Below are 25,527 nucleotides of genomic sequence, written 5' to 3'. Positions count from 1 at the left end.
TCAGCACTCGCGGGGGGCGTCCGCCGGCCGGTCGCCGGGGTAGTGCCCCGTCAGCTCAAAAGGCGGCAGCCAGGACTCGCGCCGCACGGTCCACAGCTCGTAGTGCGGGCGGAACTGGTCGGGGGCGTCCAGCGCACCGAGGTGCACCTCGACCTCGTCTCCCGAGCGCGAGAAGACCGAGGAGCCGCACTGCGGGCAGAAGTGGCGGCCGCGGTAGTGCTGTGTAGGGCCGCTGATCGCGACGGCCGTCTGCTCGAAGATGGCTGAGGCGTGGAAGAGGGCGCCGTGGTGCTTGCGGCAGTCCAGGCAGTGGCACAGGCCCACGCGCCGGGGCCGGCCGCTGGCCACGAGTCGGACCCGGCCGCACAGGCATCCACCGCTGACGCTGTCCATGGGGCCGCCCTCAGCCACGCCGGGCCGCCTCGATGGTGGCGATGTCGATCTTGACCATGTCCATCATGGCCAGGAAGACGCGCCGGGCGACGGCGGGATCGGGGTCCGAGATGCCCTCGCTGAGTACGCGCGGCGTGATCTGCCAGTGCACGCCCCAGCGGTCCTGGCACCAGCCGCAGGCGCTGGGCCGGCCGCCGCTGCTCAGCAGGGCGTCCCAGAGCCGGTCGGTCTCGGCCTGATCCTCGGTGGCGACCTGGAAGGAGAAGGCCTGCGTCGGCGGGAAGCCGGGGCCGCCGTTGAGGCCCAGGCAGGGAATGCCCATCACGCTGAACTGGACCGTCAGCACGCTGCCGGCCTTGCCGCTGGGGAAGTCGGCCGGCGCGCGGCAGATGGGGCCGACGTGGCTGTCAGGGAAGGTGCGGGCATAGAACTCTGCGGCCTCGAGGGCCGTGCCGTCGTACCAGAGGCACAGGGTGTTCTTGGGTGTCTTGGGCGTCATGAGGGGGCTCCGGCTGAAGGAGGGGTGCGCCCGGCCCGGACGGCCGGGCGCCTGGCTGAAGACTAGCCGAGTCGGCCTCGCCTGGCGGGGTGCCCGCCCTGGTCGGTGCAGGGTTGTTGCGGGGCGGTCAGTCGCGCCGTCCCAGGGCCACAATGCCGGCTCTGCGATTGCCTGCCTGTCCATGCCACCGTCCCGCATCTATCTCCGCTCGCCCGAGGCCGGCGACGCCCCCGCCTTCCTGGCCGCCGTGGCCGCCAGCCGGCGCCTGCACGGTCGCTGGGTGTCGCCGCCGGCGGATGCCGTGGCCTTCCTGGCCTGGCTCGACCGCATGCGCCAGCCGGGGCAGCAGTCCTTCCTGGTCCTGCGGCGTGACGACGACAGCCTGGTGGGCGTCGTCAACCTCAGCCACATCGTGCTGGGTGCCCTGCGCAGCGCCTACCTGGGCTACTACGCTTTCGCGCCCCACGCCGGCCAGGGGCTGATGGGCGAGGGCCTGCAGGCGGTCTGCCGTCACGCCTTCCGGGTGCTGAAGCTGCATCGCGTGGAGGCCAACATCCAGCCGGGCAATGCGGCCTCCCTGGCGCTGGCGCGGCGCTGCGGCTTCCGCAAGGAGGGCTTCTCGCCGCGCTACCTCAAGATCAACGGGCGCTGGCGGGACCACGAACGCTGGGCGCTGCTGGCGGACTGAGCGCCGGTGCTTCGCCCGCGGGCGCGGCGGGGGCCAGGGCCGTCAAGGCCGGCAGGGCCACGGCCTGCATGCGCACGCTGTGCTCGGCCACCGGTCGGCGGTCCACGACGGGGCGGGGGTGGAAGAACTGGAACATGGGGCCATAGCTGGAGGCCGGGGCCCGCATTTCAAGCGCGGGCCGGCCCCTGGCGTGGGGTCAGGCCTTGCCGGCGTTGTAGTCGGCCGCCGCACGGATCAGGGCTTGCAGCGCCGGCCCGTCCACCACCGCGTCCTGGGCGAAGTCGATCGCGCGGCGCACGCGGCCGTCCAGGCTGCTGTTGAAGAGGCCGGACGGGTCGGGCAGCGAGGCGCCATGGGCGAAGGTGAGCTTCACGTGGCGCTGGTAGGTCTCGCCGGTGCAGATCAGGCCGGCATGGGTCCAGCAGGGGCCGCTCCATTTCCAGTCTTCCTCGATGTCGGGCCTGGCCTCGAGGATCAGTGCGCGCAGCCGGCCCAGCAGGGCGCCGCGCCAGTCGCCCAGGGTGGCGATGCGCTCGTCGATCAGGGTGGAAGGGGAGGGGCCTGCGGGCTTGGCGCTGCGGCTGGGCATGGGCGGTTCTCCTGTGGTTCAGTCGCGGGTCTGGATCAGCTTCCACCCATTGCCGGAAGGGTCGCGGAAGCCAGCGTCCACGCTGCCGAAGCGCTCCACGGGCTCCTGGGTGATCTCCACGCCGGCGGCACGGAAGGCCGCGCAGCTGGCGCGGCAGTCCTTCACGCGCATCACCAGGGGCGGCATGGCGCCCTTGGCCACCAGGGCCTGCAGCGCGTCGGCCGTGGCCGCGTCCTGCATGGGCGGGCCGGGCTTGAAGAGGCCCAGTTGCACCTCCGGCTGCTCCGGGTGCTGCACCGTCAGCCAGCGGAAGGGGCCATTGCGCACATCCGTGTGCACCTTGAAGCCCAGCCGCTCCACATAGAAGGCCAGGGCTTCGTCCTGGTCGTGAACGTAGAGGCCCATCACGTCGATTCCTGCATTCATGTCAGCTCCTTGTCGCTGTCAGTGTCCGAGGCCTCGTTTGTAGCGGCTGCGGCCTGGCGGCGCTTCTCCGAAACTGCGCTGAGCAGATCGGGGCGGTGGGCGGCCATCAGGTGGCACAGGGGCATGCCGGCCAGGGCCTGGACGGGGGTCTCGCGGCGCAGCTGCTCGCGCACGGCGGCAGGGTGGCTGCCGGTGATGTCGCGGAAGGTGCGGCCGAAGGTGCCCAGGCTCTCCCAGCCGGTCTGCAGTGCGATCTCGGTGACGTTCATCTCGGTGTCCCGCAGCAGGGCGCAGGCACGCTCGATGCGGCGGCTCAGCAGGTAGCGGTGCGGTGGCAGGCCGAAGGCGGCCTTGAAGGCGCGGGCGAAGTAGGCCTCGGTGAGCCCGCACAGCGCGGCCAGGCGCTGCACCGGCCAGGCCTCCTCGGAGGCGGCGTCCATGCGGTCCCGGGCGCGCAGCAGGCGGCGCAGCAGCGCGGGGCTCGGAGAACGGGGGGGCAGGGACATGCCAGGGAAAGGGCGCGGCCGCCCTGTCGTCGGGAAGCTGCGGATGATAGAGGCGGCGCGGCGGAACGCCTGCCGCAGGGGCTTGCGTTCAGCGGGAGGCCGGCGTGCCCCAGCGCGCCAGCAGGCGCCGCCGGCGCGAGGGCTGCAGATTGGCCCGGCCCAGGTCCCCGCCGTAGTGGGTGACGACGCGCGGGTCCATCACCCGGAACCACAGCGGTGGCACATAGGCCAGCAAGAGCATGCCGGCGTAGCCCGAGGGCAGCTGCGGGCTTTCGTCGAAATGGCGCAGCACCTGGTAGCGGCGGCCGGGGTGGGCGTGGTGGTCGCTGTGCCGCTGCAGCTGGTAGAGGAAGACGTTGGACACGCGGTGGTCCGAGTTCCAGGAATGCGTGGGGTCGCAGGGCGTGAGGCGGCCTTGCGCATCACGCGGGCGCAGCAGGCCGTAATGCTCGATGTAGTTGACGACCTCCAGCAGGCTGATGCCGTAGGCCGCCTGCGCCGCCAGGAAGAGCAGCACCGGCGCGCCCAGCCACAGGGCCAGGGCGCCGTAGAAGGCCAGGGTCATGGCCCAGGCCTGCAGGCACTGGTTGCGCCAGTGCCAGGCGGGCAGGCGCAGCCGTGCCAGGCGTTCGGCCTCGATGGCCCAGGCCGAGGCCAGGCTGCCGAAAACGGTGCGCGGCAGGAAGGCCCAGAAGCTCTCGCCCATGCGGCTGCTGGCCGGGTCTTCCGGCGTGGCCACGCGCAGGTGGTGACCGCGGTTGTGCTCCACGTAGAAGTGCCCGTAGGCCACGGGCGCCAGGGTGATGCGCGAGAGCCAGCGCTCCCAGCGCGGCCGCTTGTGGCCCAGCTCATGGGCGGTGTTGATGCCCACGCCATTGATGCCGCCCACGCTGAGCACCAGGCCCAGCCAGCCCCACAGGCTCAGGGGCTGCGTGGCAGCGACCCAGGCGCCCTGCACCGTGAGCCCGTACTGCAGCGGCACGAATAGCACGAGCAGCACGCGGTACCAGGGGTCGGACTCGATGCGGGCTCGCTCATCCTCGGGCGTGTTGCTGCGGTCCTGGCCCAGCAGGGTGTCCAGCAGCGGAATGCCGACATAGACGACCAGGGTGCTGATCCACAGCCAGAGCTCGTCGCCCGTGGCGAGGTAGCGCAGCACATTGAGCCAGACCAGCGCAGGAAAGGCCGGGGACATGAGCCACCACCAGCGCTTGGGGTCGCGCCAGCGGGCCTGGGTGGGCGATGGGGAACTGAGCGTGCGCATGGCCGTCCTCCTGTGCGCCGTGGCGCTGCGGCCGGGCCATGCTGCGCCTGGCGCCGGCCAGCGTCAATCCCGAGGCGGGGTGGCGATACCGGCCTGCTCCGGCAGCGTGTAGGCCAGCTCGTAGTGGTGCACGCCGCCCTCGATGCGCAGCGTCAGCTCGCCCGTGATGCCCTGCAGTGCGCCCATGCCGGAGCCCGGGACGATGGCGATGCGCAGGTCGTGCCGGCCGGCCTGCATGAGGCCCAGGTGGGCCAGCGCGAAGCCGCCCGGGCGGCCCTGCAGCGTGCCGTGGAAGGACTCCAGCGCCACATAGGCGGCCTCGCCCTGCTGGGGCTGGCCGGCCGCCAGCATCTCGCCCACGGAACGACCCTGCAGGCCGCCCTCGAACTGCTTCTCCAGGGGCCGGCGCGCCTGGGCCGGGCCGCCCTCCGGGCTGGCCATCATCTGCGGAGGCTGGATGCTGACCTTGAAGGTGCCGCTGCAGTACTGCGGCGCGACGGTCTCGGCTTGAGGGGCAGGTGACATGGCGTGGGTAATGAAAAAGGGGGCCTGCCTGGGCACAGGCGGGCCCCCATCTTCGCAGCCCGGGGCGGGCGGCGGCATCGAATGACCCCGCCCTGCGCGCGGGCAGGGCGGGGTCCCGGGATCACTTGAAGTCGCCGGCGAAGACCAGCTGGAAGGCGTCCAGCTTGAAGTGCTTGCGCAGGGCGGCGTTGACCTGGTCCAGGGTCTGCTGCTGCAGGGCCTCGTCCAGCTTCTGCTCGCGCGCGAAGCTGCGGTTCAGGCGCTGCTGGCTGCTGAGCATGCCGGCCACCGCGCCGTCCTGGGCCAGGCTCAGGCGGCGCTGGTTCAGCAGGGCCTGCTTGGCCTCGTCCAGCTCCTTGGCATTGAAGCCGTCCTTCAGGGCGCGGGCCACCTCCTCGCGGAAGGCGGTCTCGACCTTCTCGCGGTTCTGCGGCGCGAAGATGGCGTAGACGTACCAGGCGCCGGAGGGGTCCTCGGCGCCCAGGTTGACGCCGGTGCCGGTGCCGTAGGACAGGCCTTCCTTCTCGCGGATGCGCGTCCACAGGCGCGAGCTGCCGCCGCCGCCCAGGATGTGGTTGGCCAGCTGCAGGGCCGCCAGGTCCGGCGAGCTGTCATCCAGAGGCAGGGACTGGACGCCCAGCATCATGGCGTTCTGCTTGTCCGGCGTGCGCAGCAGCTGCACCTGGCCGGGCTTGTCCACGTGCAGGCGGGGGATGCGGCTGTAGGCGGCCTGGGCCTTCCAGCTGCCCAGCTCGGCGCTCACGGCGCTCTTGACGGCGGCAGCGTCGAAGTCCCCGACCATGGCCAGCTGGGCCTGGCTGGCACCGTAGAAGGCGGCATGGAAGGCCTTGAGCTGGTCCAGCGTCACCGCCTTCACGTCCGCCTCTTCCTCCTCGAAGCTGCGCACATGGCGCACGTCGCCGCGGGGCTCGGTGTTCAGGGCCACGCCCACGGCCTTCTGCGCGATGCCTTCGGGGTTGTCCTTCTGGGCCTGGATGCCGGTCAGCGACTGGGCGCGCAGCTCTTCCAGGCCAGCGGCTTCCAGGCGCGGCTGCTTGAGGATCTCGCCGATCAGGCTGAGGGCCTGGAGGGCGAACTCCTTCTTGGTGCTCCAGCTCAGCACCACGCGGTCGGCAGAGGGGCTGCTGATCTGCAGCTCGATCTTGGCTGCGTCCAGCGCGTCGCGCAGCTGCTCGCGGGTCTTGCCGGCCGTGCCCATCTTGAGCATGGCGGCGGTGAGCTCGGCCACGCTCTGCTGGCCGAACAGGCTCTTGGCGTCACCCAGCTGCAGGGCCAGCACGCCGCGCACCGCCTCGCCGCGGGTGGGCTTGGGCAGCAGGGCCAGCTTGAGGCCGTTGGGCAGCTGGCTGCGCTGGGTCGAGCGGTCCAGATTGGCGGGGCTGGCATCGAAGGCGGCGACCGCGCCGGCCGCGGCCTGCGGCTTGAAGGTCTTGAGCTCGGCGGCCACGTCCACGAAGGCCGGGGCCGGCGCGCGTACCGGCTTCTCGGTCGGGATGTACTGCGACAGCGTGCGGTTGGCCGGCAGGAAGCGCTCGGTGGCCACGCGCTGCACATCGGCCACGGTCAGTGCCTTGACGCGGTCACGCAGCAGGAAGAAGAGGCGCCAGTCGCCTTGCGCGATGGTCTCGGACAGGGTGATGCCCACCTGCTCCGGGCTGGTGAAGAGCTTCTCCCAGCGGTTGAGCCAGCGGGTCTGGGCGCGCTTGAGTTCCTCCTCGGTGACGGGGCGCTCGGCGAAGCCTTCGGTCACGGCCAGCAGCTCGCGGTTGAGTTCGTCCTGCGAGGCCTTGGGGGCCAGCTCGGCGATCATCATCGTGAAGCCGGGATCGGCCAGGGCCAGGCCGAAGTTGCCCACGCTGGCGGCCAGCTTGGTCTCCTCGACCAGGCGCTTGTGCAGGCGGCCGCCGGGGGCCTCGGTGAGGATGAGGTTGAGCACCTCGATGGCGGCCTGGTCCGGGTGCGCACCCGGGGTCACGTGGTAGGCGGCCAGGCTCATGGGCGTGCCGCCCTGGCGGCGCACGGTGACGGCATGCTCGCCGTCCTGCACCGGGTCGATGGTGTAGAGCTTGGTCAGCTGGCGCTTCGGCTTGGGCAGCTTGCCGAAGCTCTGCTCCACCCAGTCCAGCACCTTGTTGGCGTCGAACTTGCCGGCCACGATCAGGGTGGCGTTGTCCGGCTGGTAGTAGGTGCGGTAGAAGGCCTGCAGGCGGCCGATGTCCACGTTCTCGACGTCGGCGCGGGCGCCGATGGTGTCCTTGCCGTAGTTGTGCCACTGGTACATGGAGGCCAGGGTGCGCTGGGTGGTGACGCCGCCCGGGTCGTTCTCGCCCATCTCCATTTCATTGCGCACCACGGTCATCTCGGTGTCCAGATGGCGGCGGGCGATGTAGCTGTTCACCATGGCATCGGCCTGCCAGGTGAGGTACCACTTGAGGTTGTCCTCATTGGCGGCGAAGGCGGCGAAGTAGTTGGTGCGGTCGAACCAGGTCGAGCCGTTGGCGGCCAGGCCGCGCTTGGTGAACTCGGCCCAGGGGTCCTGGTGCTTGGGGCTGCCCTTGAAGATCAGGTGCTCCAGCAGGTGGGCCATGCCGGTCTCGCCATAGTTCTCATGCCGGGAGCCCACGCGGTAGGTCACATTGACCGTGGTGGTGGGCTTGGAGGCGTCCGGCGCCAGCAGCACCTGCATGCCGTTGGGCAGGCGGTACTCGCTGATGCCTTCGACGCTGTGGACGGGCTTGAGCGAATGCGCCTGGGCGCCGAAGGCAAAGGCCAGGCCCAGGGCCAGGCTCAGGGGGTGTAGCGTGCGTGTCATGGTGGCGGTGCAGGTTTTCAACCGCGGCGAGTGTGCACCCGCCGGGGTCGTGATGATGAAAGTCAGAGAAGGACGGGCGGGAGGGGCGGCCTCAGTGCAGGCCGGCGGGGCGCTGCAGCATCTCGTGCACGTCGTGGCTCATCAGGGCCAGGAAGGCGGCGAGCGCGAGGTAGTAGGTGCCATATTCCCATTTCACCGCGGCGGGCACGGCGTAGTAGGTCTGGCCCTCGGCGCTGTCGCTGCGGTACTTCCAGGCTTTCCACAGCTGCGGCCAGGCCAGCACGGCCATGAGGATCAGCATGGGGCTGGGGCGCCACACGAACAGCCCCACCAGCACCGGCACGCCCAGCAGCCAGATGCGTGGCGAGAGGACGGCCGTGATGCGCCCGCCGTCGAAGGGCGAGACGGGGATCAGGTTGAAGAGATTGAGGAAGAAGCCGGCGTAGGACACGGCCAGCAGCCAGTCGACGCCCCAGCTGCGGGCCATCAGGTAGCAGACCGTGGCGCCCACGGTGCCCAGCAGGGGGCCGGCCAGGCCCACGAAGGCCTCGGTCTGCGCGTCATGCGGCTGGTCCTTGAGCTCGATCCAGGCGCCCACGAAGGGGATGAAGGTGGGCAGGCCCACGTTCAGGCCCTTGTAGCGGGCCGCCAGGTAGTGCCCCATCTCGTGCACGAGGAGCAGGGCGATGAAGCCCGCCGCATAGCGCCAGCCGTAGAGCAGGGCATAGACGCCCAGGGCCAGCAGCATGCTGCCGCCCGAGAGCAGCAGCTTGCCCAGCTTCAGGCCGGAGAACAGCAGCAGGAGCAGCTTGATCATTCGGCGGCCTTGCCACCCTCGGGGCGCGGCATGGGCAGGGTGTCCTGGTGGGTCTCCACGACCGCGGCCTCTACCTTGGGCTTGCGCTTGAAGAGCTTCAGGAGGGCGCCGCCGAAGCCCAGCACGGCCAGGATGGCCAGCTTGGCGAACTTGGCCAGGAAGGCGAAGATCACCGCGAAGAAGCCCAGCTTCTTGGCGCCCACGCCCAGCACCAGCGCGGCCAGGCCGTACTCGGCGACCTTGTCGGTGCTGCTGTTGAAGTCGGCGTAGCGCTTGCCGTCATTGAACTCCATGGCGCCCAGCAGCTCGCGGGCCTGCTCCTTGTGGGCGCCCAGGTCCTTCAGGTCCGTGACCAGGTTCAGGCTCAGATAGCCTTCGCGGCCCAGGGCGTAGGTGTTGTAGTTGACGCCCTGTTCCTCCTCGGCCGGTGCGTTCTTGCTGCGCGAGCTCATGGCCCAGACCAGGCGGTGGCTGTCGGCGGCATAGGCGGGCTTCTCGGCCCAGCCCACGATCTCCAGCTCGGGCACGCCCATCTTGGCGCGCTCCTTGTTGCTGGCCTCGGTGCCTTCGCGGTAGGACTTCAGCAGGTCGTCGGCGTTCCAGTCCTTGGCATCGTCATCCTTGATGTAGCCGGCGCCCTCGAAGCGCAGCACGGCAAACCAGCCGTCTTCGCCGCCTTCGGGGAAGACCAGGCCCAGCAGGTCGCTGTAGTCGCCCGGATTGCCCATGGCGCGCATCAGCTTGGCGGCCTGGGGCTGGGGGATGAAGACCTTGCCCGCGGGCAGGTGCAGCACGGCCTGGTTGGCCAGCGTGACGTCGCTGGGGCCGGCCGTGGCGGCCTGCTTGGCCTCGGCGAAGACCTGGGCCGAAGGGTCGGGGGCCTCGTCGGCCAGGGCCGGTCGGCCCAGCAGGGCCAGAGGCAGGCTCAGCAGACATGCGGCGGCCAGGCGCCGCCAGAAGTTCGTGTTCATGGATTCCTCCCTGCGGTGTGGCTACCGCTGATGGTTGTCTGAAGCGAAGGCAGGGCCCGGGCACGGGACGGCACCCGTTCAGGCCCGCCCACGGCCTGGCCGGACGCGGCCGCCGAGGGAGTCTAGCAAGGCGCCGACACCTGCCGCCCCGGCGCCGTGGGGCTCATCGCCCCAGGCGGGGCGGGTGCCCCGCGCCTGTCAGGGCCCGGCGCGTTCGTAGCGATAGGGGGTGCTGGTGAAGGCCTGGTCCGGCGTTGCCAGGGCATGGCCGCCTTCAATGACCAGGGCCCCGGACTTGTCGCTGCTGAGGCCCCACCATTGCAGGACGAAGTCCGCGGCCTCGTTGCCGAGGCGGACCTGCAGGCTGCCGTCGGCGGCCAGCATCCAGCGGCCCTCGTAGCTGTCATGGTGCGTCATCAGGCTGGCGCTGCCGTCGGCGCGCAGCTGCAGGGTGCGCAGGAGTCGGCTGATGCGCCACTCGCCGATCAGCTGCTCGCGCTGCCAGTTCAGCGCGGGATCCTGCACATAGGCCTCGCCCAGGCTGGCGCCCTGGCCCTGCGGCCCTTCGTAGAGGGCATGCATCAGGAACTGCCGGGGGGCGCTGCGCTGCAGCAGCTGCAGGCGCCAGCGCTGGCTGCTGCCGTTCTCCACCAGCAGCTCACCGCCGTCCAGGCGCCAGCGCCAGTTGCGGCCCGCGATGCTGCCGTCGGACTGGAGGTCCAGCGGCGCGGCCAGCAGGGGGCCGACCCCGGTGTGGGCCTTGAGCTCCAGGGTCTCGGCGATGGGCAGGAACCAGCGGCCGGGGATCTCCGCGGCCTGCAGGGCCAGCGGCGTGTCGCTGAGTCCCAGGCTCAGCTGCTCGCCTTGCACGGCCGCGCCGTCCTCGGGGCCGCAGTCGAACTCGCTGGTGCACACGCTGAGCTGCAGCACGTCACCGAAGGCGAAGCGGCCCAGACGCCGCATGCCCTGGAGGTACTGGTGGTAGGGCTGGTCGAAGATGTCCGTGCCCGCCGCCTGCTCGGTGCCGCTGCCGCTGAGCAGCAGGGCGCCCTTGCCGTTGATCTCCCAATGCAGGGCGCCGTGGGCCGGCGCAAAGCTCTGGCGGGGACGCAGCTGCCCGGTGCCGCCCGCCTGCAGGGTCAGCAGGGCGCTGCTCTTGGCCGTGCTGAAGACGGGGGCCTGGTCCAGGGCGCCGACGGGGCCCAGGATGTAGCGGGCGGGCAGGCTGGCCTGCGTGAAGGGACTGCGCGCCAGCAGGGCGGTCTGGGCGTCCTGGCGCAGGCGCTCCAGGGTGTCGCCCAGGGTGGCCTCGGCCGCGGCACGGAATTGCCGCAGGCCGGCGTCGTCCGCCAGCAGCTGGGCCAGCGTGGCGATGCCGTCGGGCAGCGGCACCAGGCCCTGCCGGGCGGCCAGGACCAGGGCGCTGCGATCCCCGACGCCTTCCACGGAATAGCCGGACACCGCGCGGCGCAGGGCCAGCTCGTCAGGCACGCTGACCTGCTGGGTCAGGCTGCGGTGCTGCCCCAGCAGCAGCGCGGCTTCGCCGATGCTCGACTCGTCCACCTGCAGGGCCGAGAGGCGGCCGGCATCCAGGCGCCGGGCGTCGCCCGCCAGCGTCATCAGGGTGGCGCCGGACGCGAGGTAGAGCTCGGCACGGTCGCGCGGATGGCCGCTGTCTTCCTTCAGGCGCAGGCGCAGCAGGCTGTCGCGCTGGCTGGCGTCGGCGAGCCACAGCTGGAGGCGGTAGCTGCCTTTGTCGTCCGTCTGGGCACTGGCCAGGGCCTGGTCGCCGGACAGCAGCTCCAGGCCGCGACGGGCCTGCCCCTGGCCGCCCAGCAAGACCTGACCCTCCAGCAGCAGTTCGCGGCGCAGGGTCAGCGATACCGTGGCCTGCTGGGTGAGCCCCTGGGCGTCGTGCACCCGGTAGGTGAAGCGGTCCTGGCCCAGGGCATGGGCAGCCGGCGTGTAGCGGATGCGGCCGCCTTCGATGCTGGCCTGGCCGAGGCTGGGGGCCTGCACGCTGTCCAGCACCAGTCCCTGGCCCTGGTCATTGGCCAGCACGTCGATCAGCACGGCTGCGCCGTTGTCCACCGTGGCGCTGTCGTCACGGGCCTGCAGCGCGGCCGTCAATGGCGCGTCGCCCGAGCCGCAGGCACCGAGCGCGAGCAGGCCTGCCAGCAGCAGGGCCAGGGGCAGCCGGCGCTGCCGGCTCGTGAGCTGTTTCATTGAGACGAGGCCTCCACTCATCAATTGCCCCGCGCAAGGGGCGCAACGGGATCCCTCCCCAGGGTCCCGACGAAAGCCCGCAGCCTAGCCGCAAGGCGGCGGCCCTTTGTTGCTGCAGATTGCTGCTCAGGGGCATCCCCCTTGTCGAAAACCCGTGCAATCCCGCACGGTGGGGCGGGGTTGTGGTGCGATTGCCGCGCAAAAAGCAGCACGAGCCCGCGGGCTGCAGTGTCAAATCGCGGGCTTTGTCCGGCGATCCCCGCCGCTGACGACGCGAAACCGGTGGCAGGTGACTGAGATCACCCCGCACGAGGAGGATGTATGAACACACGATGGAATGGGGCGGCCCTCGGCGCCGTCCTGGGCGCCTGCGCGCTGCTGAGCGCCTGCGGTGGCGGCGGTACCAACGCCGGAGCGCCGGTCTTCGGCAACGTGCCGTCGGACAACGCCACCCCCAGCACGCCCAGCACCCCCGTCAACGAGCCCCTGAAGCCCAGCGCTGTCTATGCCCAGCAGTGCGCGCCCGAGAACGCGCAGGCCCCGGCCGGCAATCGCAACGGCAGCCTCAGCCAGGAGAAGCGCTGGCTGCGCTCCTACTTCGACGAGGCCTATCTGTGGCGGGAGTCCGTCCCCAACGTGAACGCCAGTGCGGCGAGCTTCAGCAACACCGCGGATGTCCAGGGCTCGCTGGAGGCCTATTTCGACGCCCTGCGCAGCCCGGTGCTGACCGCCAGTGGCGCGCGCCAGGATCGCTTCAGCTTCATGATCCCCACGTCCAAGTGGCAGCAGATGACCCAGGCCGGCGTGGACGCGGGCTTCGGCATCGAATGGACCATGGCCTCGCCCACGCCGCCGCGCGGCATCCGCATCGCCTACGTGATGCCCGGCAGCCCCGCCGAGCGTGCCGGCCTGCGGCGCGGTGACACCCTGGTGACGGTGAACGGCGTGTCCGCCGACAGCAACGACCGCGCCGGCATCGACGTGCTCAACGACATGATGAGCCCCGACCAGCTTCAGAAGCGTTTCGACTTCAGCTTCAGCCGGGCGGGCGGCCAGAACGTGCAGGTGAGCCTGCTCAGCGCCGAGGTCGAGACCCAGCCGGTGACCCTGGACGAGGTGCTGACTGGCGCTGACGGCAAGAAGGTCGGCCACCTGGTCTTCAACACCCACATCGCCAAGGGTGAGATCCAGCTGATCGATGCCATGACCCGCTTCCAGCAGGCCGGCGTCTCCGACCTGGTGGTGGACCTGCGCTACAACGGCGGCGGCCTGCTCTTCATGGCTTCGCAGCTGGCCTACATGGTGGCCGGCTCCCAGCAGACCAGCGGCAAGGACTTCGAACGCAGCCGCTACAACAGCCTGCGCCAGGCCACGGAGGGCGGCGCGACGCCCTTCTACGGCGTCTCCTGCCTGCTCAACGCCAACTTCCAGTGCACCTCCGAGCGCCCGCTGCCCGCGCTGAACCTGCGACGCGTCTATGTGCTGGCGCAGAGCGGCACCTGCTCGGCCAGCGAGGCCTTCATCAACGGCTTGCGCGGCGTGGACGTGGAGGTGGTGCTGATCGGCGGCAAGACCTGCGGCAAGCCCTATGGCTTCACCGCCAAGGACAACTGCGGCAACTCCTATTTCCCCATCGAGTTCGGCGGTGTCAACAACAAGGGCTTCGGTGACTACGCCGACGGCTTCGTGCCCGGCGGCAACGGCCCGACCGGCCTGCCCGGCTGCGCGGTGGCGGACGACCTCGGCCACGAGCTCTCCAATCCCGGCGAGGCCCTGCTGGCGACGGCCCTGGAGCACCGCATCAGCGGGCGCTGCCTGGCCCAGGCCCCGGGCATGCGCCCGGCCAGCGCCCGGCCGCGCGAGGGCGATGTGGCCCTCACGCTCAAGCGCTCGCCCGTGCGCAGCAACGCCTTCCGCCTGCCGCGCTGATCGCCGTCGCGCCTGCCCCCAAAGACAAAGCCCGCAGGCCTTCCGGCCTGCGGGCTTTCTTCATGGTGCTTGATCAGGCGTTGATCAGGCCGCCTGCCACTGCTTCATCAGGCCGTCCCACTTGGCGCGGGCGGCATGCACATGGCGCTCCTTCACGTGGCCGTAGCCGCGGATCTCTTCCGGGATGCGCGCGATGTCCGAGGCCAGGGCGAGGCGCTCGGCCGTCAGGCCCTTGGCCAGGATCTGCTCGATGCTGGCGCGGTAGTCCTGGATCAGCTGGCGCTCCATCTTGCGTTCGGCGGTGTAGCCGAAGATGTCCAGTGCCGTGCCGCGCAGGCCCTTGAGCTTGGCCAGCACGCCGAAGGCCGGGCGGATCCAGCCGCCCATCTGCTGCTTGACCAGCTCGCCCTTCTCGTTCTTCTTGGCCAGCAGGGGCGGGGCCAGGTGGTGGACGATCTTGTAGTCGCCCTCGAACTGCGAGGCGATCTTCTCGACGAACTTCTTGTCGCTGTGCAGGCGGGCGACCTCGTACTCGTCCTTGTAGGCCATCAGCTTGAACAGATAGCGGGCCACGGCCTCGGACAGGCGCGTGCTGCTCAGCGGCTTTTCCGCCGCACGGACCTTCTCGACGAAGGCCTGGTACTGCGCGGCGTAGGCGGCGTTCTGGTAGTCCGTGAGGAAGGCCACGCGCTTGGTGATCATCTCGTCCAGGCTGTCGCGCTTGACGATGTTGATGACCTGCTGGGCGGCGAACAGGGACTGCACGGCGGCCAGGTCATGGGCGCAGCGGCGGCCCCATTCGAAGGCGGCCTTGTTGTTGTCGATCTGCACGCCGTTGAGCTCGATCGCGCGCATCAGCGCGGCGTAGCTGAGGGGCACCCGGCCCTGCTGCCAGGCGTAGCCCAGCATCAGCGGGTTGGTGTAGAGCGAGTCGCCCAGCAGCTTGACGGCCACGTCTTCCGCGTCGAAGGCGCGGAAGTGCTCGGCGCCCACGGCCTTGGCCACGGCGGCTTCGCAGGAGGCGCCGGGGAAGGACCAGTCGGCGTTGTTCACGAGGGTCGCGGTGGGCGAGCCATGCGTGTTCAGCGCGACGAAGGTGCGGCCTTCACGCATCACGGCCAGCGTGGTCTTGTTGGCGGCCACGATGGAATCGCAGGCGATCACCAGCTGGGCCTCGGCCGTGCCGACCTTGGTGCAGTGGATGTCTTCCGCCTTGTTGGCGATCTGGATGTGGCTCCAGGTCGCGCCGCCCTTCTGGGCCAGGCCCGCGGCGTCCTGCGTGATGACGCCCTTGCCTTCCAGATGGGCGGCCATGCCCAGCAGCTGGCCGATGGTGATCACGCCCGTGCCACCCACGCCGGCCACCACGATGCCCCAGGCCTCGGTGGCGTTGGGGATGACGGGCTCGGGCAGGGCGCCCAGCTTGGCGTCGAAGGGCGAGATGCGCTTGTCCTTCTTGGGCTTCTTCAGCTCGCCGCCCTCGATGGTGACGAAGCTGGGGCAGAAGCCCTTCACGCAGCTGAAGTCCTTGTTGCAGGTGTTCTGGTTGATCTGGCGCTTGCGGCCGAAATCAGTTTCCAGCGGCTCGATCGAGAGGCAGTTGGACTGGATGGAGCAGTCGCCGCAGCCCTCGCAGACCAGCTCGTTGATCACCGTGCGCTTGGCCGGGTCGATCAGCTTGCCGCGCTTGCGGCGGCGGCGCTTCTCGGTGGCGCAGGTCTGGTCGTAGATGATGGCCGTGGTGCCGGCGATCTCGCGGAACTCGCGCTGGATGCGGTCCAGCTCGTCGCGGTGGTGCACGGTGACGCCGGCCAGCAGCGCCACGCCGTTGTACTTCTCGGGCTCGTCGGTGACGATCACCAGCTTCTTCACGCCTTCCGAGATCAGGCTCTGCATGATCTGCAGCACCGTGTGGCCCTCGGCGCGCTCACCGACCTGCTGGCCGCCCGTCATGGCGACGGCGTCGTTGTAGAGGATCTTGTAGGTGATGTTCACGCCCGAGGCGATGCTCTGGCGGATGGCCAGGATGCCCGAGTGGAAGTAGGTGCCGTCGCCCAGGTTCGAGAAGATGTGCTTCTCGTCGGTGAACCACTGCTGGCCGGTCCAGGGCACGCCCTCGCCGCCCATCTGGGTGAAGGTGGCGGTGTTGCGGCCCGGCATCCAGGTGACCATGTAGTGGCAGCCGATGCCGCCCACGGCGCGCGAGCCTTCGGGCACGCGGGTGGAGGTGTTGTGCGGGCAGCCGGAGCAGAACCAGGGCGTGCGGTCGGCGCCGCCGGCGGCCTTCTCCTCAGCCTTGAGCGCGTTCTCCTTGGCGTCGATGACGGCCACGCGCGCGTCCAGGCGGGCGGCGATGTCGGCATCCACGCCCAGCTTCTTCAGCCGCTTGGCAATGGCGCGGGCGATGATGGCCGGGGTCAGGTCGGCCTGCGGGCGCAGCAGCCAGTTCTTGCTCGGATTGGGCAGGCCCCATTCGCCACCCATGCCGCCTTCGGCGTCGTCGTCGAACTTGCCCAGCACGTGCGGGCGCACGTCGGCGCGCCAGTTGTAGAGCTGTTCCTTGATCTGGTACTCGATGACCTGGCGCTTCTCTTCAATGACCAGGATCTCCTGCAGGCCGGTCGCGAAGTCGCGGGTGATGTTGGCCTCCAGCGGCCACACCACGTTGACCTTGTGCAGGCGGATGCCAAGGCGGCGGCAGGTGTCGTCATCGAGGCCCAGGTCGTGCAGGGCCTGGCGGGTGTCGTTCCAGGCCTTGCCGGAGGCGATCAGGCCCAGGCGGTCGTTGGGCGTGGCGATGACGTTGTAGTTGAGCTTGTTGGCGCGCACATAGGCCAGGGCGGCGTACCACTTGTGGTCCATCATCCGCGCTTCCTGGTCCAGGGGCGGATCGGGCCAGCGGATGTGCAGGCCGCCGGCCGGCATGGGGAAGTCGTCCGGCGTGATGATGTTGACGCGGTCCGGGTCCACGCTGACGCTGGCGCCCGACTCCACGATCTCCTGGATGGTCTTCATGCCGGACCACAGGCCCGAGAAGCGGCTCATGGCGATGGCATGCAGGCCCATGTCCAGGATGTCCTGCACGCTGGACGGGAAGAACACCGGGAAGCCCGCGGCCTTGAAGACGTGGTCGCTCTGGTGGGCGGCGGTGGAACTCTTGGAGATGTGGTCGTCACCCGCGATGGCGATCACGCCGCCGTGCTTGGAGGTGCCGGCCATGTTGGCGTGCTTGAAGACGTCGATGCAGCGGTCCACGCCCGGGCCCTTGCCGTACCAGAGGCCGAAGACGCCGTCGAACTTCGCCTTCTCCTTGAACAGGTCCAGCTGCTGCGTGCCCCACACGGCGGTGGCGCCCAGCTCCTCATTGACGCCCGGCTGGAACACGATGTTCTGCTTGGCCAGGTGCTTCTTGGCGGCCATCAGGGCCTGGTCATAGCCGCCCAGCGGCGAGCCACGGTAGCCCGAGACGAAGCCGGCGGTGTTCAGCCCGTTCATCGCGTCCCGCGTGCGTTGCAGCATGGGCAGGCGCACCAGGGCCTGCACGCCGCTCATGAAGGCACGACCGCGGTCGAGCGCGTACTTGTCGTCCAGGGTGACCTTTTCCAGCGCGCGCAGGATGTGTTCGGGCAGCGGTGCATTCATGCGAGGGGTACTCCGAGAGGGGGGTGCCGAAGAGAGGGTGGACCAGGTCCGGCATCACCTCGCATCAGGAGGTGCATGTGCAGGCGGCTTGTGGCCGCCGGACCTTCCGGGGGGTGGCTGCAGTATGGGCCGGGGAGGGAGTGTAGGGAAAGAGGGGGGGTGTGTCTTTTCTAAGTTTGCGCAGTCAAGGCCTTGTCTGGCATGAAGATGGTGACTTCTGGTTCAATGGAGAAATGTCTTGATCGCGCAATCGCAATAGAGGGAAAAACCCGGAGTCCGAAGGCTTGTGCTGCGGCTCAAAGCGGGCCGTCCGGCGCTCGTCGGGCCGGCGGATCGCGGCGCGCATGACTTTCAGCACCTGATAAATATGTCAGGTGGCTGTCCCGTGAAACTGGGATAACCTGCCGCTACTCGAACAACGGCGGACGTTTCGGCACAGAGGCGACGCACCAGCTGAAGAGAAAGCAACGAGGATCGCGCGGTGCATCAGGCACTGCTCGGGGAGAAACTGGAGAGGCCCGGCCCGTGATGGGTCGGGCCTTTTATTTTTGCCACATTGCAGGCGGGCGTTTGGCAGGCTGCATCGCAGGGCTTCATGGATGACGCATCCGGCCAGGCCCTTGTCGCGCACCCGTCCCTGTGGGCGTGCACCTCGAACACCGCCCTGACCCCATGAGCGCCGGCTGGATTCATCGCCATGGTCATGGAGAGTGGCAAAGTCTCTCTAGGCAAGCGGCCCGGCCGCATTGATGATGTTGCGCCTGGCCGGCGGCCAGATTCCATTCCAAAGAACGAGCGTGAGCCGGATGAGGGAGACCCTGTTCAGAACCGAAGTGGTGCAAGCCCAGTCCACCCAGTGGCTGGGCTCCATACGCATCGGCCGCCCGCCCAGCTTTGCCTGGCTGACGGGCATCGCCCTGGCCCTGCTGGCCGGATTGCTGGCCTTTGCGCTGCTGGGCGAGATCAGCCGCAAGGCGCGTGTCTCCGGTGTGCTGCTGCCCACGGGCGGGCTGATCGGCGTCACCGCGCCGCAGGCCGGCACCGTGGCCGAGCTGCTGGTGAAGGAGGGGGACGAGGTCCAGGCCGGTCAGCCCCTGCTGAAGATCCGCACCGAGCGCCGCCTGGCGCAGGGCGATGTGGCCCTGCTCAACGCCCAGGCCCTGGCCCAGCGCCGTCAGAGCCTGGACACCGAGCGCCTCCTGCAGCAGCAGCAGGCCCGCCAGCGCGCCGATGCGCTCAACGACCGCCTGCGCAGCCTGCAGTCCGAGGAGCGCCAGGCCCAGGGCGAGCTGGACTCCAGCCGCCAGCGCGCCCAGCTGGCGCAGAAGAGCGTCGATCGCTTCAACGAGCTGGCGCGCAGCGGCTATGTCTCGGCCGCCCAGGTCCAGCAGAAGCAGGAAGAGCTGCTGGATCTGCAGATGCGCGAGCGCAGCGCCGAGCGCAATCTCCAGGCGCTGCAGCGCGATGCCCAGGCCGTGCGCGCCGACCTCACCGCCAACGAGACCAGCCTGCGCAGCGCGCTGGCCCTGGTCGACCGCAACCTCGCCAGCCTCTCGCAGGAAGCCAATGAGAACGAGGCCCGCGGCGCCGCGCTGGTGCAGGCCCCCCAGGCCGGGCGCGTGGCCACGCTGTCCCTGCATGCGGGGCAGTCGGTCCTGGAGGGTCAGGCCTTGCTGAGCCTGGTGCCCCAGGCCGGCGAGGGTCGGGGCGACCAGGCGCTGGAGGCCCAGCTCTTCGCGCCCAGCCGCACCAGCGGCTTCGTCCAGCCGGGCCAGCAGGTGTGGCTGCGCTATGCCGCCTACCCCTACCAGAAGTTCGGCATGGCGCGCGGCCGCGTGGTGGCGGTCAGCCAGGCGCCGCTGTCGGCGCAGGAGCTGCCCACCGGGCAGAGCCAGGCGCTGCAGGCCGCGGGCCAGTCGGGCGAGCCGCTGTACCGCATCCGCGTGGCCCTGGACCGCCAGGACGTGCAGGCCTATGGCGCGACCCTGCCGCTGAAGCCGGGCATGAGCCTGGACGCCGACGTGCTGCAGCAGCGTCAGAAGGTCTGGGAATGGGTGATGGAGCCCGTCCTGGCCGTGTCCGGCCTGGCGCCTTTCGTGAACACGCCTGAGGACGGCAGCCCCGCGCCGCAGAAAGCCGGGGCCCCGCGATGAAACTCTTCCTGCAATCCGAAGCCGCTGAATGCGGCCTGGCCTGCCTGGCCATGGTCGCGAGCCATCATGGCCTGGGCCAGGACCTGGGCGAGCTGCGCCGGCGCTTCCCCATCTCGCTGAAGGGCGCCAAGCTGGCCAGCCTCATCAGCCATGCCGGGGCCCTGGGCTTCTCGGCGCGCCCGCTCAAGCTGGAGATGGAACACCTGGGCCAGCTGAGCCTGCCCTGCGTCCTGCACTGGGACCTCAACCATTTCGTGGTGCTCAAGAAGGTCGGTGCCAGGTCTTGCGTGGTGCTGGACCCGGCCATCGGCGAGCGCCGCCTGAGCCTGGCGGAGATGTCCAGCCACTTCACCGGCGTGGCCCTGGAGCTGACGCCCAATGCCGACTTCAAGCCCGCGAAGCAGGCGCCCCGCCTCTCGCTGGGATCGCTCACGGGCAAGGTCAGCGGCCTCAAGCGCTCGCTGCTGCAGATCCTGGCGGTGGCGGTGGTGCTGGAGGCCTTTGCCGTCGTCGCGCCGCTGTTCAACCAGCTGGTGGTGGACGAGGTGCTCAGCAGCGGAGACGCAGAGCTGCTGGGCGTGCTGGTGCTGGGCTTCGGCCTGCTGCTGCTGATCCAGACGGCGCTGTCCCTGGGCCGCTCCTGGATGGTGGTGCTGCTGAGCCAGACCCTGGCGCTGCAGTGGCAGTCCAATGTCTTCGCCCACCTGATCCGCCTGCCTACCGCCTTCTTCGAGAAGCGCCACCTGGGCGACATCACCTCGCGCTTCGGCGCCGTCAACGCGATCCAGCGCAGCCTCACCACCGCGGCCATCGAAGCCGTGCTGGATGGGCTGATGGCCCTGATCGCGCTGGCCATGATGCTGCTCTATTCCGTGCCGCTGACCGCCATCGTGCTGGGCGCGGTGGCGGCCTACGGCGCCCTGCGCTGGGTGGCCTACCGGCCCTTCCGTGACGCCTCCGCCGAACGCCTGATCATCGCCGCCAAGGAGAACACGCACTTCCTGGAGACCCTGCGCGCCATCACGCCGCTGAAGCTCTATGGCCGCGAGGACGAGCGCCGCGCGCGCTGGCAGAACCTCATCGTCGACGTGCAGAACCGCGACGTGCGCACGGCCAAGATGAGCATGGCCTTCCAGACCGCCAACACGCTGATCTTCGGCCTGGAAAACCTGGCGGTGCTGTGGCTGGGCGCCCGCACCATCCTGCAAGGCCAGCAGAACCACGCGGTCGCGCTGACGGTGGGCATGCTCTTCGCCTTCGTCAGCTACAAGAGCCAGTTCACCAGCCGCGTGGGCAAGCTGATCGACTACGGCGTGGAGCTGCGCATGCTGTCCCTGCATGGCGAACGCCTGGCCGACATCGTCCTGGAAGCGCCGGAGCAGGACGATGTCCCGCACAGCGAGCTGGACCACCTGGCGCCCTCGCTGGAGCTGAGGAACGTTTCCTTCCGCTATGCCGAGGGCGAGCCCTGGATCCTCAAGGACGCCAGCTTCAAGGTGGAGGCCGGCGAGAACGTGGCCGTCACCGGCCCCAGCGGCGCGGGCAAGACCACGCTGCTGAAGATCCTGCTGGGCCTGCTGCCGCCCACCGAGGGCGAGGTGCTCTACGGCGGCGTGCCGGTGCGCCACCTGGGCGTGCGCAACTTCCGCCGCCAGATCGGCACCGTCATGCAGGAGGACGCCCTCCTGACGGGCAGCCTGGCCGACAACATCAGCTTCTTCGACAGCCATCCGGACCGTGAGCGCATCGAGCATTGCGCGGCCCTGGCCCAGCTGCACGAGGACATCCGCCGCATGCCCATGGGCTATCAGACCCTGGTGGGCGACCTCGGCTCGGGCCTGTCCGGCGGCCAGAAGCAGCGCCTCCTGCTGGCCCGCGCCCTCTACAAGCAGCCCCGCGTGCTGGCCCTGGACGAGGCGACCAGCCACCTGGACATCGCCAATGAGCGTGCCGTCACGGCGGCGCTGGCGCAGATGAAGCTGACGCGCCTGGTCATCGCCCACCGGCCCGAGACCATCGCAGGCGCCCAGCGCGTGGTGCAGGTGCGCGAGGGGCAGGTGCTGGAGCTGGCGCGCCAGGTGAGCAACGGGCCGGCGGACAGCACGGCAGCCTTCTGAGGCGTCGCGCTCCTCCAGTAGGATGGGTGCTCCGCTGCCAGCCTGCCGAGCCATGACCAAGACCAATGCCTCTCTCGCCACCCGCGGACGCCTGCCTGCGCCGGAGTCCGAGGACCCGCAGGGCGAGCGCCTGGACCGCTGGCATGTGGCCATCCTGGCCGAGCTGCAGCGCGACGCGCGCCTGTCCAATGCGGAGCTGGCCAGCCGCATCGGCCTGTCCACGGCGCCCACCTGGCGCCGGGTCAAGTGGCTGGAGGAGCAGGGCTACATCACCGGCTACCGCGCCGAGCTGGACCGCCGGCGCCTGGGCCTGGGTGTGCTGGCCTTCGTGCGCCTGGACGCTGACCGCAACAACGCTTCGGCGACCAAGGTGCTGGAAGAGGCCATCTGCCAGCTGCCCGAGGTGATCTCCTGCCACTACATCTCCGGCGCCGGCACTTTCGAGTTGCAGGTGCTGGCCACCGACCTCGACGCCTTCAGCCGCTTCACCATCGACACCCTGCTCAACCTGCCCAACGTCAAGGACGTGCACACGAGCTTTTCGCTGGGCGAGGTCAAGGCCGGCGGCGGCGTGCCGCTGGGGCACCTGAAGCCCTGATCGACCCTCAGCGGCCGTCGCCGAGGCCGGCCGACGAGAGGGCGGCGCTCTGCGGCGTGCGCTGGAAGGCGTTGCGATCGAAGCCCAGCGCCGCCGCACGGTCCAGCAGGGCCTGCAGCCGTGACTCCGGCAGCTGGGGTTCGCGGGCCAGGACCCAGGCATAGCGCCGGTCGGGCGCCCCGACCAGCACCTCGGTATAGCCCTCGTCCAGCGCCAGGATCCAGTAGTCCCCGTAGAAAGGCCAGAAGAAGGTGACCCGCAGACGGGCATTGCCAGAATCCGGGACCACCTTGGCATGGCCGCGGACGTCGTCCATGCCCCCGTCGGCCGTGCGGCAGCGGTTGATCACCTCGATGCGGTTGCCGTCCTGGCGGTACTGCGCCTGGGTGTCGGCCACGCACTGGCGCTGGAAGCGGTTGGGCAGCCGCGCGATCTCGTACCAGCGGCCGGCGTAGCGCGCCAGGTCCACTTGCGGCACGGTGGGCAGGGGCGCATCCGCCCCGAAGGACAGCCCGGTCAGGCACAGGGCCGGCAGCATCAACAGGACGCGGATCATCGAACGCATGGGGACCTCCTTCACATGATGGCTCGGACGCTGGCCGCCGTGCCTCGTCCTCGCGGGATTCTGGGCCATGCGCCGGCGGCCTCAGGAGTGGACTTCCCAATGGCCCGCCAGCCCTTGCAGATGCTGCAGAAAGGCTTGCGCCAGCGGGCTCAGGCGCTGGCCGGGCAGCCACATCACCGACCAGGCCGAACGCACCGGGAAGCGGTCCACCTGCAGCACGGCCAGGCCTTCGCTGGCCGGATCGGCCGACAGGGCATGGCGGGACACCAGGCCCAGGCCCATGCCCGCCGCCACCGACTGCTTGACCGCCTCGTTGCTGCCCAGCTCCAGCCGCACGCGCGGGCTCAGCCCCAGCTTCTCGAAGTGGGCATCACCGGCAAGCCGCGTGCCGGAGCCGGCCTCGCGCAGGATGAAGGGCTCCTCCTGCAGGCGCTGCGGCCGCACGCGCGTGCGGCCGGCGAGTGCGTGCCCCAGCGGTGCGATCGGCACCAGCGGGTTGTCCAGCAGATGGGCCCGCTCATGAGGCAGGCCGCGCGGCGGGATGGAGAGGATGTAGAGGTCGTCCTGGTGCGCCCGCATGCGCTGCAGCACGCCGTCGCGGTTGAGCACCTGCAGGGCGATGTCCACCTGCGGATGCCGGGCACAGAAGGCTCCGAGCATGCGGGGCACGAAGTACTTGGCCGTGCTGGCCAGCGCGATGCGCAGGCGCCCGTGCTGCAGGCCGCGCAGGCCGGCCAGGCGCTGCTCGAGCGCCTCCCACTCGGACTGCAAGGCGCGGGCCGTGGCCAGCACCGCCTCGCCCGCCTCGGTGAGCTGCAGGCGCTTGCCGAACTGCTCGTACAGCGGCAGCCCCGCAGCCTCGGACAGCTCCTTGAGCTGCATGGAGACCGTGGGCTGCGTGACGTGGCAGGCTCGAGCCGCCCCGGTGATGGAGCCCGTCTCGGCGAGGGCCAGCAGCAGCTTCAGCTGACGGAAGGTGGCATGCATCGATGAATGTCGATGGAAAGCATCAGAACAATTGATTTTCCGTGATTGTCTGATGTCCCTAGCATCCAGGCCTCATGAATGCCCTTCTTGATCCCGCCCTGCTGTTCTTCGTCCTCGGCCTGCTGGCCGGGGTGCTGCGTTCCAACCTCGAGGTGCCGGCGCCGCTGTCGCGCTTTCTGTCGCTGTACCTGCTGATGGCCCTGGGGCTCAAGGGCGGATTCGCCCTGCACCAGACCGGCCTGAACGGCACCGTCGTCGCCGGCCTGGCCAGTGCCATGGCCTTGGCCGTGCTGCTGCCGCTGCTGGACCTCCCCCTGCTGCGCCGCTGGCTGCCGCCCTACGATGCCCTGGCCGTGGCGGCGACCTACGGCAGCGTCAGTGCCGTCACCTTCGTGACCGCCAGCCACCTGCTGGAGGTGCAGGGGCAGCCTGCCGGCGGGCACATGGCGGCGGCCATGGCCCTGATGGAGTCGCCGGCCATCATCCTGGCCCTGATGCTCAGCCAGCGGGCCCGCGCGGCGAGCACCGTGCCGGCCGGTGGTGCCCTGGCACTGGGCGGGCCGACGGCGGCGCTCGCGCCGGGCGGGGGCGGCCATTGGCGCGAGGCGCTGACCGAGGGCGGCACCCTGCTGCTGCTGGGCGCCCTGGCCATCGGCTGGATCACCGGACCGGCAGGTGCTGCGGCGATGAAGCCCTTCACCGGCGAGATCTTCAAGGGTCTGCTGGCCTTCTTCCTGCTCGACATGGGCCTGCTGACCGCCCGCCAGCTGCCGGGGCTGCGTGCCCTGCCGGTCTCGCTCTTCGCCTATGCGCTGGGCGCGCCGCTGCTGCATGCCGGTCTGGCCCTGCTGCTGGCCGGGGCCCTCGACCTGCCGGTGTCCGATGCCATCCTGCTGGCCGTGCTGGCCGCGAGCGCGTCCTACATCGCCGTGCCCGCCGTGCTGCGCCACGCGGTGCCCGAGGCCCGGCCGGCGGTGTACATCGGCCTGTCGCTGGGCGTCACCTTTCCCTTCAACCTGCTGCTGGGCATCCCGCTGTACCAGTGGGCCGCTCGAACCTGGCTGGGCTGAGGCCGGAGGCGGTGAAGGGCGGCGGCGGGGGCGTCAGCCCGTCAGCTGGGGCAGCAGGATCTGCAGGCCCGGTGGCGTGAGCTCCACCGAGCGGCCTTCGCCCCGCCGCAGCCAGCCCTGGGCCAGGCAGTGGGCCAGGATGGACTCGGCCAGCTGGCCGGCCAGGTGGTCGCGGCGCTCGGACCAGTCCAGGCAGGCATAGGCATAGCGCCGGCGCGTGGGCTGCGGTGCCTGCAGGCCCAGGCTCTGGAGCCAGGCACGGCCCGCGGCCGTCAGCTCGAAGCCTTGCGGCACCGCCTGCAGCCCTTGCAGCGCGTGCAGGCGCTCGTACAGCTGCACGCCCAGCTGGCCGGCCAGATGGCCGTAGCAGCAGCGGGCCGCCCGCAGGCGCTGGCGGGCCGGGGCGGCCCAGTGGCGTGCGTGGCTGTCGCGTTCGGCGACCAGGGCCAGGGCCTCCAGCGCATGGGCCACCTCCGGCCCGGCCAGCTGGTAGTAGCGGTGCCGGCCGCGGGACTCGCAGCGCAGCAGGCCCGCATCCATCAGCCGGCCGAGATGGCCGCTGGCCGTGGCGGCCGTGACCGAGGCCGCGCGGGCCAGCTCGCCGGCGCTCGCGCAGGCGCCGGACATCAGGTAGGCCAGCATGCGCGAACGCGCGGGATCGCCCATGGCAGCGGCCACGCGGGCGATGCGGGGTTCGTGGGGAGGGTCCGTGTCGAGAGCGGCCATGGC

At 70.2% G+C, this 25,527-nt stretch carries 21 protein-coding genes; 6 read left to right on the top strand and 15 right to left on the bottom strand.

Annotated elements, in window-relative coordinates; all coding sequences use genetic code 11:
* Window positions 1–393, bottom strand: a complete 393-nt coding sequence (locus tag O9Y01_RS14045) for a GFA family protein (RefSeq protein ID WP_269632226.1) — start codon at window positions 391–393, stop codon at window positions 1–3.
* A gap of 10 nt (window positions 394–403) precedes the next feature.
* Complete coding sequence (locus O9Y01_RS14040) at window positions 404–892, bottom strand: VOC family protein (protein WP_269632225.1); 489 nt, start codon at window positions 890–892, stop codon at window positions 404–406.
* Between the two features lie 181 nt (window positions 893–1,073).
* On the opposite strand from O9Y01_RS14040, the gene O9Y01_RS14035 reads away from it, so the two are divergent.
* Entirely contained in the window at window positions 1,074–1,580 is a 507-nt protein-coding gene (locus O9Y01_RS14035) for a GNAT family N-acetyltransferase (protein ID WP_269632224.1), read from the top strand.
* 196 nt (window positions 1,581–1,776) lie between these two features.
* Here O9Y01_RS14035 and O9Y01_RS14030 read toward each other — a convergent pair whose 3' ends face one another.
* The 9 genes from O9Y01_RS14030 to O9Y01_RS13990 form a co-directional block, all read right to left on the bottom strand.
* Window positions 1,777–2,169, bottom strand: coding sequence for a DUF1801 domain-containing protein (locus tag O9Y01_RS14030; RefSeq protein WP_269632223.1), 393 nt, complete (start codon window positions 2,167–2,169; stop codon window positions 1,777–1,779).
* Window positions 2,170–2,187: 18 nt separating this feature from the next.
* Window positions 2,188–2,595, bottom strand: coding sequence for a VOC family protein (locus tag O9Y01_RS14025; RefSeq protein ID WP_269632222.1), 408 nt, complete (start codon window positions 2,593–2,595; stop codon window positions 2,188–2,190).
* Complete coding sequence (locus O9Y01_RS14020) at window positions 2,592–3,101, bottom strand: helix-turn-helix transcriptional regulator (protein ID WP_269632221.1); 510 nt, start codon at window positions 3,099–3,101, stop codon at window positions 2,592–2,594. The genes O9Y01_RS14025 and O9Y01_RS14020 overlap by 4 nt, the downstream gene beginning before the upstream one ends.
* Window positions 3,102–3,189: 88 nt before the next feature.
* Entirely contained in the window at window positions 3,190–4,365 is a 1,176-nt protein-coding gene (locus tag O9Y01_RS14015) for an alkane 1-monooxygenase (protein ID WP_269632220.1), read from the bottom strand.
* A 63-nt stretch (window positions 4,366–4,428) separates the two neighbouring features.
* Window positions 4,429–4,890, bottom strand: a complete 462-nt coding sequence (locus O9Y01_RS14010) for a DUF3224 domain-containing protein (protein WP_269632219.1) — start codon at window positions 4,888–4,890, stop codon at window positions 4,429–4,431.
* Between the two features lie 121 nt (window positions 4,891–5,011).
* Entirely contained in the window at window positions 5,012–7,723 is a 2,712-nt protein-coding gene (locus tag O9Y01_RS14005; RefSeq protein WP_269632218.1) for a M16 family metallopeptidase, read from the bottom strand.
* 91 nt (window positions 7,724–7,814) lie between these two features.
* Window positions 7,815–8,540, bottom strand: coding sequence for a site-2 protease family protein (locus O9Y01_RS14000; RefSeq protein ID WP_269632217.1), 726 nt, complete (start codon window positions 8,538–8,540; stop codon window positions 7,815–7,817).
* Complete coding sequence (locus O9Y01_RS13995; protein ID WP_269632216.1) at window positions 8,537–9,511, bottom strand: DUF2167 domain-containing protein; 975 nt, start codon at window positions 9,509–9,511, stop codon at window positions 8,537–8,539. The genes O9Y01_RS14000 and O9Y01_RS13995 overlap by 4 nt, the downstream gene beginning before the upstream one ends.
* 198 nt (window positions 9,512–9,709) lie before the next feature.
* Window positions 9,710–11,737: an Ig-like domain-containing protein gene (locus O9Y01_RS13990; protein ID WP_269632215.1), complete on the bottom strand. Its 2,028-nt coding sequence runs from the start codon at window positions 11,735–11,737 to the stop codon at window positions 9,710–9,712.
* 321 nt (window positions 11,738–12,058) lie between these two features.
* On the opposite strand from O9Y01_RS13990, the gene O9Y01_RS13985 reads away from it, so the two are divergent.
* Window positions 12,059–13,666 carry a S41 family peptidase gene (locus tag O9Y01_RS13985; RefSeq protein ID WP_269632214.1) on the top strand — a complete coding sequence of 536 codons (1,608 nt, stop codon included), beginning with the start codon at window positions 12,059–12,061 and terminating at the stop codon, window positions 13,664–13,666.
* A gap of 84 nt (window positions 13,667–13,750) precedes the next feature.
* Here O9Y01_RS13985 and O9Y01_RS13980 read toward each other — a convergent pair whose 3' ends face one another.
* Window positions 13,751–17,308, bottom strand: coding sequence for an indolepyruvate ferredoxin oxidoreductase family protein (locus O9Y01_RS13980; protein WP_269632213.1), 3,558 nt, complete (start codon window positions 17,306–17,308; stop codon window positions 13,751–13,753).
* A gap of 806 nt (window positions 17,309–18,114) precedes the next feature.
* Here O9Y01_RS13980 and O9Y01_RS13975 point away from each other — a divergent pair.
* From O9Y01_RS13975 to O9Y01_RS13965, 3 genes are read left to right on the top strand one after another with little or no spacing between them, the layout of a single operon-like run.
* Window positions 18,115–19,461 (top strand): HlyD family secretion protein, encoded by a 1,347-nt coding sequence (locus O9Y01_RS13975; RefSeq protein ID WP_269632212.1) that lies wholly within the window; start codon window positions 18,115–18,117, stop codon window positions 19,459–19,461.
* Entirely contained in the window at window positions 19,458–21,578 is a 2,121-nt protein-coding gene (locus O9Y01_RS13970; protein WP_269632210.1) for a peptidase domain-containing ABC transporter, read from the top strand. Before O9Y01_RS13975 ends, O9Y01_RS13970 begins: the two co-directional genes overlap by 4 nt.
* 52 nt (window positions 21,579–21,630) lie before the next feature.
* Window positions 21,631–22,176 (top strand): Lrp/AsnC family transcriptional regulator, encoded by a 546-nt coding sequence (locus tag O9Y01_RS13965; RefSeq protein ID WP_269632209.1) that lies wholly within the window; start codon window positions 21,631–21,633, stop codon window positions 22,174–22,176.
* A gap of 7 nt (window positions 22,177–22,183) precedes the next feature.
* Here the strand turns inward: O9Y01_RS13965 and O9Y01_RS13960 are convergent, their stop codons facing one another.
* Both O9Y01_RS13960 and O9Y01_RS13955 read right to left on the bottom strand, forming a co-directional pair.
* Complete coding sequence (locus O9Y01_RS13960; RefSeq protein ID WP_269632208.1) at window positions 22,184–22,741, bottom strand: lipocalin family protein; 558 nt, start codon at window positions 22,739–22,741, stop codon at window positions 22,184–22,186.
* Between the two features lie 81 nt (window positions 22,742–22,822).
* Window positions 22,823–23,728: a LysR family transcriptional regulator gene (locus O9Y01_RS13955; RefSeq protein ID WP_269632207.1), complete on the bottom strand. Its 906-nt coding sequence runs from the start codon at window positions 23,726–23,728 to the stop codon at window positions 22,823–22,825.
* A gap of 74 nt (window positions 23,729–23,802) precedes the next feature.
* On the opposite strand from O9Y01_RS13955, the gene O9Y01_RS13950 reads away from it, so the two are divergent.
* Window positions 23,803–24,798, top strand: coding sequence for a sodium-dependent bicarbonate transport family permease (locus O9Y01_RS13950; RefSeq protein WP_269632206.1), 996 nt, complete (start codon window positions 23,803–23,805; stop codon window positions 24,796–24,798).
* A gap of 33 nt (window positions 24,799–24,831) precedes the next feature.
* On the opposite strand, the gene O9Y01_RS13945 is transcribed toward O9Y01_RS13950, so the two are convergent.
* The gene (locus O9Y01_RS13945) at window positions 24,832–25,524 is read right to left on the bottom strand and encodes an ArsR/SmtB family transcription factor (protein WP_269632205.1); all 693 of its coding nucleotides are present in this window, start codon (window positions 25,522–25,524) and stop codon (window positions 24,832–24,834) included.
* Window positions 25,525–25,527: the final 3 nt, after the last annotated feature.

This window comes from Pelomonas sp. BJYL3 (assembly GCF_027257975.1).
Lineage (GTDB): Bacteria > Pseudomonadota > Gammaproteobacteria > Burkholderiales > Burkholderiaceae_C > Roseateles_B > Roseateles_B flavus.
This window is presented reverse-complemented; position numbering and strand designations above follow the sequence as displayed.

What these genes read in the sequence shown, in the direction of transcription:
- O9Y01_RS13950 (WP_269632206.1), top strand. Translation starts at nt 23,803, where the DNA reads ATGAATGCCCTTCTTGATCCCGCCCTGCTGTTCTTCGTCCTCGGCCTG.
- O9Y01_RS13965 (WP_269632209.1), top strand. Translation starts at nt 21,631, where the DNA reads ATGACCAAGACCAATGCCTCTCTCGCCACCCGCGGACGCCTGCCTGCG.
- O9Y01_RS13945 (WP_269632205.1), bottom strand. Translation starts at nt 25,524, where the DNA reads ATGGCCGCTCTCGACACGGACCCTCCCCACGAACCCCGCATCGCCCGC.
- O9Y01_RS13955 (WP_269632207.1), bottom strand. Translation starts at nt 23,728, where the DNA reads ATGCATGCCACCTTCCGTCAGCTGAAGCTGCTGCTGGCCCTCGCCGAG.
- O9Y01_RS13985 (WP_269632214.1), top strand. Translation starts at nt 12,059, where the DNA reads ATGAACACACGATGGAATGGGGCGGCCCTCGGCGCCGTCCTGGGCGCC.
- O9Y01_RS14000 (WP_269632217.1), bottom strand. Translation starts at nt 8,540, where the DNA reads ATGATCAAGCTGCTCCTGCTGCTGTTCTCCGGCCTGAAGCTGGGCAAG.
- O9Y01_RS14015 (WP_269632220.1), bottom strand. Translation starts at nt 4,365, where the DNA reads ATGCGCACGCTCAGTTCCCCATCGCCCACCCAGGCCCGCTGGCGCGAC.
- O9Y01_RS13960 (WP_269632208.1), bottom strand. Translation starts at nt 22,741, where the DNA reads ATGCGTTCGATGATCCGCGTCCTGTTGATGCTGCCGGCCCTGTGCCTG.
- O9Y01_RS14030 (WP_269632223.1), bottom strand. Translation starts at nt 2,169, where the DNA reads ATGCCCAGCCGCAGCGCCAAGCCCGCAGGCCCCTCCCCTTCCACCCTG.
- O9Y01_RS14045 (WP_269632226.1), bottom strand. Translation starts at nt 393, where the DNA reads ATGGACAGCGTCAGCGGTGGATGCCTGTGCGGCCGGGTCCGACTCGTG.
- O9Y01_RS14010 (WP_269632219.1), bottom strand. Translation starts at nt 4,890, where the DNA reads ATGTCACCTGCCCCTCAAGCCGAGACCGTCGCGCCGCAGTACTGCAGC.
- O9Y01_RS14035 (WP_269632224.1), top strand. Translation starts at nt 1,074, where the DNA reads ATGCCACCGTCCCGCATCTATCTCCGCTCGCCCGAGGCCGGCGACGCC.
- O9Y01_RS13990 (WP_269632215.1), bottom strand. Translation starts at nt 11,737, where the DNA reads ATGAAACAGCTCACGAGCCGGCAGCGCCGGCTGCCCCTGGCCCTGCTG.
- O9Y01_RS13975 (WP_269632212.1), top strand. Translation starts at nt 18,115, where the DNA reads ATGAGGGAGACCCTGTTCAGAACCGAAGTGGTGCAAGCCCAGTCCACC.
- O9Y01_RS14025 (WP_269632222.1), bottom strand. Translation starts at nt 2,595, where the DNA reads ATGAATGCAGGAATCGACGTGATGGGCCTCTACGTTCACGACCAGGAC.
- O9Y01_RS14020 (WP_269632221.1), bottom strand. Translation starts at nt 3,101, where the DNA reads ATGTCCCTGCCCCCCCGTTCTCCGAGCCCCGCGCTGCTGCGCCGCCTG.
- O9Y01_RS14040 (WP_269632225.1), bottom strand. Translation starts at nt 892, where the DNA reads ATGACGCCCAAGACACCCAAGAACACCCTGTGCCTCTGGTACGACGGC.
- O9Y01_RS14005 (WP_269632218.1), bottom strand. Translation starts at nt 7,723, where the DNA reads ATGACACGCACGCTACACCCCCTGAGCCTGGCCCTGGGCCTGGCCTTT.
- O9Y01_RS13980 (WP_269632213.1), bottom strand. Translation starts at nt 17,308, where the DNA reads ATGAATGCACCGCTGCCCGAACACATCCTGCGCGCGCTGGAAAAGGTC.
- O9Y01_RS13970 (WP_269632210.1), top strand. Translation starts at nt 19,458, where the DNA reads ATGAAACTCTTCCTGCAATCCGAAGCCGCTGAATGCGGCCTGGCCTGC.
- O9Y01_RS13995 (WP_269632216.1), bottom strand. Translation starts at nt 9,511, where the DNA reads ATGAACACGAACTTCTGGCGGCGCCTGGCCGCCGCATGTCTGCTGAGC.